This is a genomic window from Streptomyces sp. NBC_00582 (genome assembly GCF_036345155.1).
Lineage (GTDB): Bacteria > Actinomycetota > Actinomycetes > Streptomycetales > Streptomycetaceae > Streptomyces.
The window spans coordinates 3703457-3717414 of record NZ_CP107772.1 but is presented as its reverse complement, the minus strand read 5'-3'; the positions used below and the strand labels follow the sequence as shown (position 1 = coordinate 3717414).

Genomic DNA, 13958 nt, shown 5'->3' with positions numbered 1-13958 from the left:
CCGCGAAAGACCGCCTTCCCAAGGGGACCCGCCATGTACGAGTACGAGATCCAGCAGGCCCGCGCCGCCGAGCTGCTGCGCCGCGCCGCGCACGAGCGGCTGGCCCGCGAGGCCGTCCGCAGCCGCCGCGCCGCCCGCCGCGAGGCCGCCGAGCGCGCCGCCGGACGGAACGGAGGGACCGGCGAGGGCGAGTCCCATAGCGCCCCGCCCCGCGGCCCACGGCTCGCCCGCCCGGCATGACCGCCGAGGCCGCGGCGGAGGGCGGCCGCACGGGGGTCGGCCGCCCTCCGGCACCGGTCACGAGCGGGCCCGCACCGATAACGAGTGGGCCGGTGTCGTCCTCGCGTGCGATGCTCGCCCCCGTGGAAACCCGGTCCGTCAGTCCCGTCTTCGTCGGCCGCCGCGACGAGCTCGGCATCCTCGACGACGCGCTCTCCCGCGCCGCCGCGGGAGAGCCACAGGCCTTCCTGATCGCCGGTGAGGCCGGGGTCGGCAAGACCCGGCTCGTCGAGGAGTACACGGCCGAGGCCGCCCGCCGGGGTGCCGTCGTCGCCCTCGGCGGCTGTGTCGAGATCGGCGCCGACGGCCTGCCGTTCGCCCCCTTCTCCACCGCCCTGCGCGCCCTGCGCCGCGCCCTGCCCGACGAGCTCGCCGCCGCGGCCGCCGGCCAGGAGACGGAACTGGCCCGGCTGCTTCCCGAGATGGGCGAGACCCGCCCCGGCCGCCACGACGAGGAGGGCATGGCCCGCCTCTTCGAGCTCACCGCCCGCCTCCTGGAACGCGTCGCCGCCGACCGCACGGTCGTCCTCGCCCTGGAGGACCTGCACTGGGCCGACGCCTCCACCCGCCATCTGCTCTCCTACCTGCTGCGCACCCTGCGCACCGGCCGCCTCGTCGTCCTCGCCACCTATCGCGCCGACGACATCCACCGCCGCCACCCGCTGCGCCCCCTGCTCGCCGAACTCGACCGGCTGCGCACCCTCAAGCGCCTCGAACTCGGCCGCCTCACCCGCGAGGAGACCGGCCGTCAGATCGCCGGCATCCTCGCCTGTGAACCCGACCCCGCCCAGGTCGACGACATCTTCGAACGCTCCGACGGCAACGCCTTCTTCGTCGAGGAACTCGCCGTCGCCGCCCACGAGGGCTGCTGCACCGGCCTCACCGACTCCCTGCGCGATCTGCTCCTGGTCCGGGTCGAGGCGCTGCCCGAGGCCGCCCAGCTCGTCGCCCGGATCGTCGCCGAGGGCGGCTCCACCGTCGAGTACCGGCTGCTGGAGGCCGTCGCCCGGCTCTCCGAGGACGAGCTGATCGCGGCGCTGCGGGCCGCCGTCGACGCCAATCTCCTGCTCGCCACCCCCGACGGCGACGGCTATCGCTTCCGCCACTCCCTGGTCCGCGAGGCCGTCGGCGACGACCTGCTCCCCGGCGAACGCTCCCGCCTCAACCGCCGCTACGCCGAGGCCCTCGAAGCCCACCCGACGCTCGTCCCCGCCGACGAGCGCGTCATGCGCCTGGCCAGCTACTGGTACCACGCCCACGAACCCGCCAAGGCCCTGCCCGCCGTCCTGGACGCCTCCGTCGCGGCCCGCTCCCGGAGCGCCTACAGCGAGCAACTGCGGCTCCTGGAACGGGCGATGGACCTGTGGGAGACGGCCCCCGAGGACGTACGGTCACAGCTGCGCCCCGTCGACTACACCGAGGCCTACCCTCCCTGCGGCTGCGACCCCGCCACCACCCCGCTGCGCTACCTCGACCTCATGGCCGAGGCCGCCGTCGCCGGCCGCTTCTGCGGGGAACGCGAACGCGCCCTGAAGATCACCAAGCGGGCGCTGCGGCTCCTCGCCGACGAGAACGACCCCCAGCGCTCCGCCTGGTTCTGGGTCCAGCGCTCCCGCCTGGTGCGTTCCCTGGGCCGGGGCAGCGGCCGCGAGGAACTGGCCCGCGCCCAGGACCTCGTGCGCGGCCTGCCGCCCAGCGAGGTGCACGCCCAGGTCCTCACCCGCGTCGCCAACTGGTCGATGATCCACTCGCCCGGCCCCGAGGCCTACGACGACGCACGGCGCGCGGTCGAGTACGCCCGGATGGTCGGCGCCCGCGAGACCGAACTCGACGCCCGCCAGGTCCTCGGCACCCTCATGGTCGACAGCGGGGACATCGAGGCCGGACTGGCGGAGATGTACGAGGTGAAGGAGCGGGCCCTGGCCGAGGACATCACGTCCGTCGCGCTCAGCGTCTACATCAACCTCCCCTCCGAACTGGAGGCCGTCGGCCGCTCCCGGGAGGCCGTGACGATCCTCCACGAGGGCGTCGACTACGCCGAGCGGCACGGACTGACCGACACCAAGGCCTGGGTCTGCGGCAACCTCGCCGAGTCCCTGTACTCCCTGGGCCGCTGGGACGAGTCCGAGGCCGCCTCCGCCGCCGTCGCCGACCGGGTCGGCCAGGGTGTCGCGGCCCAGGGCATCCACGCCACCCGCCGCGCCGAACTCTCCCTCGCCCGCGGCGACTACGCCGAGTCCGAACGCCAACTGACCGCCGCCCAGGGCTTCTTCGGCGCCCATGAACGCGCGGCCCAGCACCACCTCCCGCTCACCCGGATCGCCGTCGCCCTGGCCCTCGCCGAGGGCCGCCCCGCCGACGCCCGCGCCCACCTCGAACGAGCCCTGGAAGCGGGCCTGCCGCTCGGCGCCCAGCGCTACGCCTGGCCCCTGCTGATCACCGCCGCCGAGGGCGGCGAGGGTCTCCCGGCCACCATCCGCGAGACCGCCAGGTCCCTTCCGACCCTCGCCCCCGTCTGGCAGGCGCACGAACGCTGGCTCCGCGCCGAACTGCGGCGCGCGGAGGGACGCACCGCCCCGGACGACTGGTGCGAGGTGGTCACCGCCTTCGAGCGGTTGGAACGCCCCTACGATCTCGCCCGCACCCGGCACCGCCTCGCCGAGGCCCTGCTCGCGGCGGGCGACGAGGACCGCGACCGCGTGGCGGAGCTTCTGCGCCTCGCCCATGCCGTCGCCGCGCATCTCGGGGCCCGCCCGCTGGTCGACGCGGTCACCGCCCTCGCCCGGCGAGCCCGTCTCCCGCTCGTCCCGCGGAGCTCCGCCGACCCCGCCGACGCCCTGGGCCTGACCACCCGGGAACGCGATGTGCTGCGCCTGGTCTGCGCCGGCCTCACCAACCGCCAGATCGCCGTGGAGCTCTTCATCTCGCCGAAGACGGCCAGCGTCCACGTCTCCAACATCCTCGCCAAGCTCGGCGTCTCGGGCCGGGGAGAGGCGGCGGCCCTGGCCCACCGCCTGGGCGTGTTCGCGCCACGGCCGGAGACGGCGGCGGGGAAACGGGCGCTCGCGTGACGCCGCTCAGCTCACCTCCAGCTCCAGGATCCGGTCGTCGCCCTCCTTCGGGGTGCCCCGCCCGTCCGTGTTGCTGGTGGTGACCCAGAGCTTGTCGCCGCCCGCCGCGACCACGGTGCGCAGCCGGCCGAGGTCGCCCTGGAGGAAGGCCTGGGGGTCCGCCGAGGCCTCGGTGCCCTTGAGGGGTATGCGCCACAGGCGCTGTCCCTTGAGGCCGGCCATCCAGATCGAGCCCTGCGCGTAGGCGATGCCGCTGGGGGAGGCGTCGTCGGTGTGCCACTGGGCCAGCGGGTTCACGTACGTGCCGTTGTCCGACTCGCCCTCGGCCGCCGGCCAGCCGTAGTCGCCGCCCGGCTCGATCGCGTTCAGCTCGTCCCAGGTGTCCTGGCCGAACTCCGAGGCGAACAGCCGCTGCTTGGAGTCCCAGGCCAGCCCCTGCACGTTCCGGTGGCCGTAGGAGTAGACCGGGGAGTCGGGGAACGGGTTCCCGGGAGCCGGCTCGCCCTCCGGGGTCAGCCGCAGGATCTTGCCGCCCAGGGATTTCTTGTCCTGGGCCAGCCCCCGTTCGCCGCTCTCGCCCGTGCCGGCGTACAGCATCCCGTCGGGGCCGAAGGCGATCCGGCCGCCGTTGTGGATCATGCCCTTGGGGATGCCCTTGAAGACCGTGTCCGGGGCGCCCAGCTGATCACCGGCGGGCCGCTTCGGGTCGTAGATCATACGGACGATCCGGTTGTCCGAGACCGACGTGACGTACGCGTAGACCATGTGGTCCGAGGCGTAGTCGGGGGAGAGGGCGAGGCCGAGCAGTCCGCCCTCGCCGGCCGCGGAGACCCCGGGGACCTCGCCGACCTCGGTCTTCCTGCCGCTCGACTCGTCCACGTGGGTGATCGTGCCCTCGTCGCGCGAGGCGACCAGCAGTCCGCCCTCGGGGAGCGGGGCCAGGCCCCAGGGGGAGTTCAGGCCCTCGGCGACCGTGCGCACCACCTTGACCGTGCCCTTCGCGGGCGGGGTCTCCTCGGCGCTCGGGGAGGACGAGCCCTGGACCGTCGTACGGCTCGGGGCCGCGCTCGGGCCGGCCCCGGACGACCCTCCGTCGCCCGAGGAGCAGCCGGCCGCCCACAGCAGCGCACCCGCGGCCAGCCCGGCCGTCACCACTCGACGTCGCACGATCCCGCTCCCTTCGCCCCGGCGGTCCTGCGGCAGCTTCCACCTGTCCCTACGCGGGAGCGGCGCCCCGGGTTCCCGATCCCCGCCCGTCCCACCCGAAAGCGGCACTCCGGCGCGACGGCGCTCACTCCCACGATCCCTGGGCGGCGGGCAGCTCCGCCACCTCGTCCAGGTCCCGGGCGGTGAGCCGCAGCACGGCCGCCCCGGCGTTCTCCGCCACCCACCGCTCCTGTTTCGCCCCCGGCACCGGCACCACGTGCCGTCCCTGCGCCAGCACCCACGCCAGCGCCACCTGCGCCGCCGTCACCCCGTCCCCGTGCCGCGCGGCCACCCGGCGCAGACCGGCGACGACGGGCTGGTTCGCGGCCATCATCTCGGCGGTGAAGCGGGGGTGCCGGGCCCGCATGTCGTCCGGTTCGAACCCCTCGCCCGGGGTCAGCGTGCCGGTGAGGAAACCATTCCCCAGCGGCATCGCCGCCAGGAAGCCCACCCCGCGCTCCTCGCACCACGGCAGCAGGGCGTCCAGGGCCTCCGGCGACCACACCGACAGCTCCGCCTCCACCGCGCTCACCGGGAACACCTGCTGCAACCGCCGCAACTGCCCGATCGTCGTGTCGTGCAGCCGTCCACCCTGACGCCGGCCGCCCCGCGCGCCCACCGCGCACAGCCCCAACGCCCGTACCTTGCCCGCCCCGACGAGCTCCGCCATCGCACCCCAGGTCTCCTCGACGGGGACCTCGGGGTCGGCGCGGTGGAGCTGGTACAGGTCGATGACATCCGTCTGCAGCCGACGCAGCGACGCGTCGCAGGCCCGTCTCACGTACGAGGGGCGGCCGTTGGCCACGATGTGCTGCTCGCCGACCAGCAGGCCGACCTTCGTCGACACGAACGCGTCCCCGCGCCGCTCCCTCAACACCCGTCCCAGCAGCAGCTCGTTGGTGAACGGGCCGTACATGTCGGCCGTGTCCAGCAGCGTCGAGCCCAGGTCCAGCGCCCGGTGCACCGCCCTCACCGACTCCTCGCCCCGCCGCCGCGACCCGCTGTACCCCCAGCTCATCGGCATGCACCCGAGTCCGACGGCCCCCACCGAGAGCGCCCCCGCGCCGATCGTCCTGCGCTCCACCTACCCGCGACCCTCCCTCGTACGACCCCCCAACCTAACCTCTGCACACGCGCGTACCTCAATTAGCCTCCTGGCATGAGCATCGAAGCGCCCCGTGACGTATGGCTGCCCATCCCCCCGGAGGAGATCGACGGGCTCCCCGAAGGGTTCGAGTACCTCTTCTGGGACGGGGGAGAGGACGGCGATCAGCCGTATCCCGGGGACCCCGGCGACTGCGTGGTGTACGTCGTGCCGTACATGAAGGCGCAGCGGGTGCGGGTGGCACCGCTGGCGGAGATGCGGCGGGTGCGGGTCGTGCAGACGCTCACCGCCGGGGTGGACGACATCACCGCACGGCTGGCCGACCTGCCGTCCGGTGTACGGCTGTGCAACGCGCGCGGGGTGCACGAGGCGAGCACCGCGGAGCTGGCGCTCACGCTGACGCTCGCCGCGCTGCGGGGGATCCCGCAGTTCGTGCGCGCCCAGGACCGGGGGCACTGGGAGGGCGGTTTCCACCCGGCGCTCGCCGACAAGAACGTGCTCGTGGTCGGGTACGGCGCCATCGGCGCGGCCATCGAGGACCGGCTCGTTCCGTTCGAGGTGGCGCGAGTGGCGCGCGTCGCGCGCTCCCAGCGCACGACGGCGCGCGGTCCAGTGCACCCCTTCACCGAACTGCCCGCCCTGCTGCCCGACGCCGACGTCGTCATCCTGTCCACCCCCCTCACCGAGACCACCCGCGGCCTGGTCGACACCGAGTTCCTGGCCCGGATGAAGGACGGCGCGCTGCTGGTCAACGTCGCCCGCGGCCCGGTCGTCGACACCAAGGCCCTGCTCGCCGAACTGGAGACCGGCCGTCTCCTCGCCGCCCTCGACGTCACCGATCCCGAACCCCTGCCCCCCGCCCACCCGTTGTGGCGCGCGCCCGGCGTCCTGATCAGCCCCCACGTCGGCGGCCCCACCTCGGCCTTCCTGCCGCGCGCCAAACGGCTCCTGGTGGACCAGTTGGGCCGCTTCGTGAACCAGGAGCCTTTGCGTCACGTGATCCTGACGACGGGTGCGGCAGCCGTGTAGTCCGGTTCGGGCACCCTCCGCAGTCCCCCGGGCGCGGTCCGTACGCATATGCCGATGATCGTCACGGAGCGTAGAGAACCTATGTCCCTGAGTGACGAGACTGGTGTATCGTCCCGACAGGGGCTGCGCCGCGACCTTTCGGCGCCTGGGACGGACATTTCAGACTTGTGAGGGGGGCGACGGGCGATGCACGGCCTATGGACGAACGATCCGACGCGGCGGAGCCGCCGGCGACGACCCTGGCGCACGGCCGCGCGCAGACGCGGTCACGACACTCACCCCGGCCAGCACCACCGCAGGCACAGCGGCCGCAGGAAACAAGCGCACCGGGACCCGAGGGACCCGGCGCCGTGGGACTGGGGGACCCCGTGAGTACCCCGACGACCTCCACGACCCTCCTCGACGGGGCCGACCCGGCACCACGCGACCGGTCCCCGGCGAGGAGGACGCCGATCGGCCGGCCGTCGCTCGGGCCCGGCCGGAAGCTGGTCCACCAACTGGTCCTGGCCCTCGTCTGCGCGGGATACGCCGTCGGTTCCGCGCTCGGCTGGGGCTCCGACGAACTCGCCCTGATCATGGGCGACTTCGGACTGACCGCCGCGGCGGGCGCCGCCGCCGTCTCCTGCTTCCTCTACGCGCGCACCCGCCGCGTCCGCTTTCGACCCGCCTGGCTGCTCTTCGCGCTGTCCTCGGCGATGGCCGCCCTCGGCAATCTGGTCTGGGGATGGTACGAGGTCGTCCTCGGGCGTCCCGTGCCCAGCCCCAGCTACGCCGACCTGTTCTTCCTGTGCTTCGCGCCGCCCGCGATCGTGGGGCTGCTCGTCCTGGCCGCCCGGCCCGTGACCAAGGCCGGCTGGGTCTGCCTGATGCTGGACGCCTGGCTGATCGCCGGCTCGCTGCTCACGCTCTCCTGGAGCCTCGCCCTCGCCCAGGCCGCGAAGTTCGACGGACCGAGCGTGGCGCACGCGGCACTGTCGCTGGCGTACCCGCTGCTCGACATCGCCCTGGTCAGCATGGTGCTCGTCCTGCACTTCAGAAGGTCCTACGTCAACCGCACGGCGGTCAACACCGCCGTCGGCGCGCTCGCACTGACCGTGATGTGCGACGCCCTGTTCACCTCACCGCTCATGCACAACAACTACCACTCGGGCCAGCTCCTCGACGCCGGCTGGTTCGCGGGCTCCCTGCTCCTGGCGTACGCCCCCTGGGCCGCCTCCCGGCAGCACGGATCCGCCGACGAGGGACACACACGCGTGGTGCACGAGCACGTACCGGGGCACCGCCCCGGCGGACACCCGCACGCGGCCCCGCACCCCTCCGCGGGCGCGCACCCACCCGCGCCGTCACCCCCGCAGGGCGGCGAACAGGGCCGGTACCCGGCCAACCGGCCCATCACCGGCTCCCTGGCCGCCCTCACCCCGTACCTCGCCGCCGCCGTCTGCACCCTGGGAATCCTCTACAACGTCCTCAACGGCCGCAGCGTGGACCGCGTGGTGCTGCTGACCGGCGGCGCGGTCGTGCTCGCCCTCGTGGTGCGCCAGGGGATCATGCTCCTCGACAACATCACCCTCACCCAGGAACTGGCGCAGAAGGAGAACCACTTCCGCTCCCTGGTGCAGGGCTCCAGCGACGTCATCATGATCGCCGCCCCCAGCGGCATCCTGCGGTACGTCTCCCCGGCCGCCGCCGGGGTCTACGGACGGTCCGCCGAGGCCCTGGTGGGCACCGAGCTGGCCGATCTCATCCACCCCGAGGACCTGGGCTGCGTGGTGCACGAGGTGCGCCGCTTCCTCGCCGCCAGCCCCCAGGACGAGCCCACCACCCGCATCGAGTGCCGCTTCCGCTCCGGCGACGGCGACGGCGGCTGGCTCAACGTGGAGTCCACCGTCAACCGCCACCACGGCGGCCTGATCTTCAACAGCCGGGACGTCACCGAACGGGTCCGCCTCCAGGCACAGCTCCAGCACAACGCCGAGCACGACCCGCTCACCGACCTGCCCAACCGCGCCCTGTTCACCCGGCGCGTCCAGCAGGCCCTGTCCGGCCGCCGCAGCTCCGACCGGGGCATCGCCCTGCGCAACACCGCCGTCCTCTTCATCGACCTCGACGGCTTCAAGGCGGTCAACGACACCATCGGGCACCAGGCCGGGGACGAACTCCTCGTCCAGGCCGCCCGCCGGCTCCAGGACGCCGTCCGCAAGGGCGACACCGCGTCCCGGCTGGGCGGCGACGAGTTCGCCGCCCTGATCGTCGGCGACACCACCCGCGACCGGGCCGCACGGGAGCGGCACATCCTGGAGCTCGCCGACCGCCTCAGGGTGACCCTCTCGCAGCCCTATCTGATCGATGGCAACGACGTCAGGGTCGCCGCGTCCATCGGCGTCGCCTTCGCCGAACCCGGCCTCGGCGCGGGAGAGATCCTGCGCAACGCCGACCTCGCGATGTACCGCGCCAAGGCGGGCGGCAAGGGCCGGGTCGAGCTGTACAAACCGCAGATGCAGCAGGACGTCGTCCGCAAGGCGGAACTCGCCACGCGGCTGCGGGCCGCCCTGCACGACGGCGAGTTCGCCCTGCTGCACCAGCCCGTGGTACGCCTCGACGACGGCCGGATCTCGTCGGTCGCCGCACTGGCGCGCTGGCGCTCCTCCCAGGGAGTGCTCTTCACGCCCGCCGAGTTCCTGCGGGTCGCGGAGGACAGCGACCGGACCGCCGAACTCGGCCGCTGGATCCTCGAGGAGGCCGTCGAACAGGCCGCCGACCGGACCGCGAGCGGACTCACCGTCCCGGTCGCCGTGCGCATGGGCGCCCGACGGCTGCTGGACCGGTCGATGCCGCTGGGCTCCGTGGAGGCCCTGCTCACCCGGCACGGACTGCCCTCCGGATCCCTGGTGATCGAACTGGCCGACCTGGACCCGAAGGTGTCCCTGGACGAACTGGAGCGCCGTCTGGGCGCGTTGCGCCGACTCGGCGTCCGGATCGCCCTCGACGGCTTCGGCGGCGGCTACGGCGCCCTCACCGCGCTGCGCCGGCTCCCCGTCGACATCCTCAAGCTCGACCGTTCACTGGTCGAGGGGGTCGTCGAGTCCGCGCGGCTGCACAAGATCACCAGTGGGCTGCTGCGGATCGCCTGCGACCTCGGGCTCCAGTCCGTGGCCGAGGGGGTGGACCTGCCCGAACAGGTGGTGGCCCTGCGCGCGATGGGCTGCACACACGGCCAGGGCATGGCGTTCTCCGGGCCGCTCGACGAGTACCGGCTGCGCCGGTCGCTCGCCACCGGCCGCTACTCCGTGCCCCACGGTCCCGTGGAACCCGCGTTCGCGGGCGGCGCCCCGGGGGTGTACACCAGTGGTGTCACCGCCGTCCTGGGGAGTGGAAGTGGACTGCGCTCACATACTGAGACTCCTGTCCCACCCACTTGACAGTCGGTGCGCGCCAGGGGGAGGGTCAATGCCATGCGCACCCGAATTCTCGTACTTGGAAAGCGCGTCGGCTGAAGCTGGTGACGCCCGGAAGACCCGGACTCCCAGCGACCCACACCCGGCGCGCTCCCCTCGCTTGCCTTCCGGCACGAGGGGTTTTTTGTTGCACAAAACGCAGTGAACCCGCAGTAGAACCCGCAGAAAACCCGCAGTAAAACCCTCAGCATCGAGAAGAGAATGCCGATGACCGAGCAGGCCACCGGGGCTCATCCGCAGCCCCGGCCCCGATCCGGAGGACACTCCGCAACCGTCGAGCACGTCACGGGCGCGCAGTCCCTCATCCGCTCCCTCGAGGAGGTCGGCGCCGAGACGGTATTCGGCATTCCCGGCGGTGCGATCCTTCCCGCCTACGACCCGATGATGGACTCCACCCGGGTCCGCCACGTCCTGGTCCGCCACGAGCAGGGCGCCGGCCACGCCGCCACCGGCTACGCGCAGGCCACCGGCAAGGTCGGCGTCTGCATGGCCACCTCCGGCCCCGGCGCGACCAACCTGGTCACGCCGATCGCCGACGCGCACATGGACTCGGTGCCGCTCGTGGCGATCACCGGGCAGGTCGCGTCGAAGGCGATCGGCACGGACGCCTTCCAGGAGGCGGACATCGTCGGCATCACCATGCCGATCACCAAGCACAACTTCCTGGTGACCAAGGCCGAGGACATCCCGCGGGTGATCGCGCAGGCCTTCCACATCGCGTCCACCGGCCGCCCCGGGCCCGTCCTGGTCGACATCGCCAAGGACGCCCTCCAGGCGAAGACCACCTTCTCCTGGCCGCCCACCATGGACCTGCCCGGCTACCGCCCCGTGACCAAGCCGCACGCCAAGCAGATCCGTGAGGCCGCCAAGCTGATCACCGCCGCCAAGCGGCCGATCCTCTACGTCGGCGGCGGTGTGATCAAGGCCGGCGCCACCGCCGAGCTGAAGGTCCTCGCCGAGCTGACCGGCGCGCCCGTCACCACCACGCTGATGGCGCTGGGCGCGTTCCCCGACAGCCACCCGCAGCACCTGGGCATGCCCGGTATGCACGGCTCCGTGGCCGCCGTCACCGGTCTGCAGAAGGCCGACCTGATCGTGGCCCTCGGCGCCCGCTTCGACGACCGCGTCACCGGGAAGCTCGACAGCTTCGCGCCGTACGCCAAGATCGTCCACGCGGACATCGACCCGGCCGAGATCGGCAAGAACCGCGCCGCCGACGTGCCGATCGTGGGCGACGCCCGCGAGGTCATCGCCGATCTGATCCAGGCGGTCCAGAAGGAGCACAGCGAGGGCCAGCCCGGCGACTACACCGCCTGGTGGAAGGACCTCGACCGCTGGCGCGAGACCTACCCGCTCGGCTACGACCAGCCCGCCGACGGCTCGCTCTCCCCGCAGCAGGTCATCGAGCGCATCGGCCGGCTCGCCCCCGAGGGCACGATCTTCGCGGCGGGCGTCGGCCAGCACCAGATGTGGGCCGCCCACTTCATCCAGTACGACAAGCCCGCCACCTGGCTGAACTCCGGCGGCGCCGGAACGATGGGCTACGCGGTCCCGGCCGCGATGGGCGCCAAGGCCGGCGCGCCGGCGAAGACCGTCTGGGCGATCGACGGCGACGGCTGCTTCCAGATGACCAACCAGGAGCTCACCACCTGCGCCCTGAACAACATCCCGATCAAGGTCGCCATCATCAACAACGGCGCCCTCGGGATGGTCCGCCAGTGGCAGACCCTGTTCTACAACCAGCGCTACTCCAACACGGTCCTGCACTCCGGCCCGGACGACGTCAACCCGAACGCGCGCGGCACCCGGGTCCCCGACTTCGTGAAGCTGTCGGAGGCGATGGGCTGCTACGCGATCCGCTGCGAGTCGCCGGACGACCTCGACAAGGTGATCGAGGAGGCGAACTCCGTCAACGACCGTCCGGTCGTCGTCGACTTCGTCGTCCACGAGGACGCGATGGTCTGGCCGATGGTCGCCGCCGGCACCTCCAACGACGAGATCATGGCCGCCCGGGACGTCCGCCCCGACTTCGGCGACAACGAAGACGACTGAGACGCGAAGACGCAGAGAGAGACGCAACGAACATGTCCAAGCACACGCTCTCCGTCCTGGTGGAGAACAAGCCGGGCATCCTGGCCCGGATCGCCGCCCTGTTCTCCCGCCGCGGCTTCAACATCGACTCGCTCGCCGTCGGTGTCACCGAGCACCCCGACATCTCCCGCATCACCATCGTGGTGAGCGTGGAGGCCCTGCCGCTGGAGCAGGTCACCAAGCAGCTCAACAAGCTCGTCGAGGTGCTGAAGATCGTCGAGCTGGAGCCGTCACAGGCCGTCCACCGTGAACTCGTTCTGGTGAAGGTGCGCGCCGACAACGAGACGCGCTCCCAGATCGTCGAGATCGTCCAGCTCTTCCGCGCCAAGACCGTGGACGTCTCCCCGGAGGCCGTGACCATCGAGGCCACCGGAAGCAGCGACAAGCTGTCCGCCATGCTCAAGATGCTGGAACCGTACGGCATCAAGGAGCTGGTCCAGTCCGGCACGATCGCGATCGGCCGCGGCGCCCGTTCGATCACGGACCGCTCGCTGCGCGCTCTCGACCGATCCGCGTAAGGCTGGAACCGGGCGGTCGGGGAAGCCCGGCCGCCCGTATACCGAGACCCCGAGACTTCCCTTCCGCCCGCCGTCATACGGTGGGACGCAACACCTGCACTCAAGGAGAGAACCCAAAGTGGCCGAGCTGTTCTACGACGCCGACGCCGACCTGTCCATCATCCAGGGCCGCAAGGTCGCGGTCATCGGGTACGGCAGCCAGGGCCACGCCCACGCGCTGTCGCTCCGTGACTCGGGTGTCGACGTCCGCGTCGGTCTGCACGAGGGCTCCAAGTCCAAGGCCAAGGCCGAGGAGCAGGGCCTGCGCGTGGTGACCCCCGCCGAGGCCGCCGCCGAGGCCGACGTCATCATGATCCTCATCCCGGACCCGATCCAGGCCCAGGTCTACGAGGAGTCCATCGCCCCGAACCTGAACGACGGCGACGCGCTGTTCTTCGCGCACGGCTTCAACGTCCGCTTCGGTTTCATCAAGGCCCCGGCCGGCGTCGACGTCGCCCTGGTCGCCCCGAAGGGCCCGGGCCACCTGGTCCGCCGCCAGTACGAGGAGGGCCGCGGCGTCCCCGCGATCGCCGCCGTCGAGCAGGACGCGACCGGCAACGCCTTCGCGCTGGCCCTGTCGTACGCCAAGGCCATCGGCGGCACCCGCGCCGGTGTCATCAAGACCACCTTCACCGAGGAGACCGAGACCGACCTGTTCGGTGAGCAGGCCGTCCTCTGCGGTGGCACCGCGGCCCTGGTCAAGGCGGGCTTCGAGACCCTGGTCGAGGCCGGCTACCAGCCGGAGATCGCCTACTTCGAGTGCCTGCACGAGCTGAAGCTGATCGTCGACCTCATGTACGAGGGCGGCCTGGAGAAGATGCGCTGGTCCGTCTCCGAGACCGCCGAGTGGGGCGACTACGTCACCGGCCCGCGCATCATCACCGACGCCACCAAGGCCGAGATGAAGCAGGTCCTCGCCGAGATCCAGGACGGCACCTTCGCGCAGAACTGGATGGACGAGTACCACGGCGGTCTGAAGAAGTACAACGAGTACAAGACGGCCGACTCCGAGCACCTGCTGGAGACCACCGGCAAGCAGCTCCGCAAGCTGATGAGCTGGGTGAACGAGGAGGCGTAAGCCTCACGCCAGAGGGCCGGGGCACACCGCTCCGGCCCTCTTGGCCATCCCGTCCCTACCCGGACGGGTGATCCTTCCGCGGAGGCG

9 protein-coding genes are annotated in these 13958 nt (G+C 72.2%); 7 read left to right on the top strand and 2 right to left on the bottom strand.

The annotated features are described in order from the left end of the window. The first annotated feature begins 33 nt into the window (after positions 1-33). Both OG852_RS16170 and OG852_RS16165 read left to right on the top strand, forming a co-directional pair. Entirely contained in the window at positions 34-240 is a 207-nt protein-coding gene (locus tag OG852_RS16170; protein ID WP_133915775.1) for a hypothetical protein, read from the top strand. A 110-nt stretch (positions 241-350) separates the two neighbouring features. Beyond that, the gene (locus tag OG852_RS16165; RefSeq protein ID WP_330351451.1) at positions 351-3350 is read left to right on the top strand and encodes a helix-turn-helix transcriptional regulator; all 3000 of its coding nucleotides are present in this window, start codon (positions 351-353) and stop codon (positions 3348-3350) included. A 6-nt stretch (positions 3351-3356) separates the two neighbouring features. Here the strand turns inward: OG852_RS16165 and OG852_RS16160 are convergent, their stop codons facing one another. After that, positions 3357-4517: a PQQ-dependent sugar dehydrogenase gene (locus OG852_RS16160; protein ID WP_330348313.1), complete on the bottom strand. Its 1161-nt coding sequence runs from the start codon at positions 4515-4517 to the stop codon at positions 3357-3359. A gap of 124 nt (positions 4518-4641) precedes the next feature. Further along, positions 4642-5640 carry an aldo/keto reductase gene (locus tag OG852_RS16155; protein WP_133915777.1) on the bottom strand — a complete coding sequence of 333 codons (999 nt, stop codon included), beginning with the start codon at positions 5638-5640 and terminating at the stop codon, positions 4642-4644. A 75-nt stretch (positions 5641-5715) separates the two neighbouring features. Between OG852_RS16155 and OG852_RS16150 the strand changes: the two genes are divergently transcribed. The 5 genes from OG852_RS16150 to ilvC all read left to right on the top strand — a co-directional run bounded on the left by OG852_RS16150 (position 5716) and on the right by ilvC (position 13871). Beyond that, entirely contained in the window at positions 5716-6690 is a 975-nt protein-coding gene (locus tag OG852_RS16150; RefSeq protein WP_133915778.1) for a 2-hydroxyacid dehydrogenase, read from the top strand. Between the two features lie 368 nt (positions 6691-7058). Beyond that, positions 7059-10109, top strand: coding sequence for a putative bifunctional diguanylate cyclase/phosphodiesterase (locus OG852_RS16145; RefSeq protein ID WP_166663665.1), 3051 nt, complete (start codon positions 7059-7061; stop codon positions 10107-10109). Between the two features lie 243 nt (positions 10110-10352). Next, positions 10353-12197 (top strand): acetolactate synthase large subunit, encoded by a 1845-nt coding sequence (locus OG852_RS16140; RefSeq protein WP_208117281.1) that lies wholly within the window; start codon positions 10353-10355, stop codon positions 12195-12197. A 32-nt stretch (positions 12198-12229) separates the two neighbouring features. Further along, the gene (gene ilvN, locus OG852_RS16135; protein ID WP_133915782.1) at positions 12230-12754 is read left to right on the top strand and encodes an acetolactate synthase small subunit; all 525 of its coding nucleotides are present in this window, start codon (positions 12230-12232) and stop codon (positions 12752-12754) included. A 118-nt stretch (positions 12755-12872) separates the two neighbouring features. Next, entirely contained in the window at positions 12873-13871 is a 999-nt protein-coding gene (gene ilvC / locus OG852_RS16130) for a ketol-acid reductoisomerase (protein ID WP_133915783.1), read from the top strand. Positions 13872-13958 lie beyond the last annotated feature (87 nt).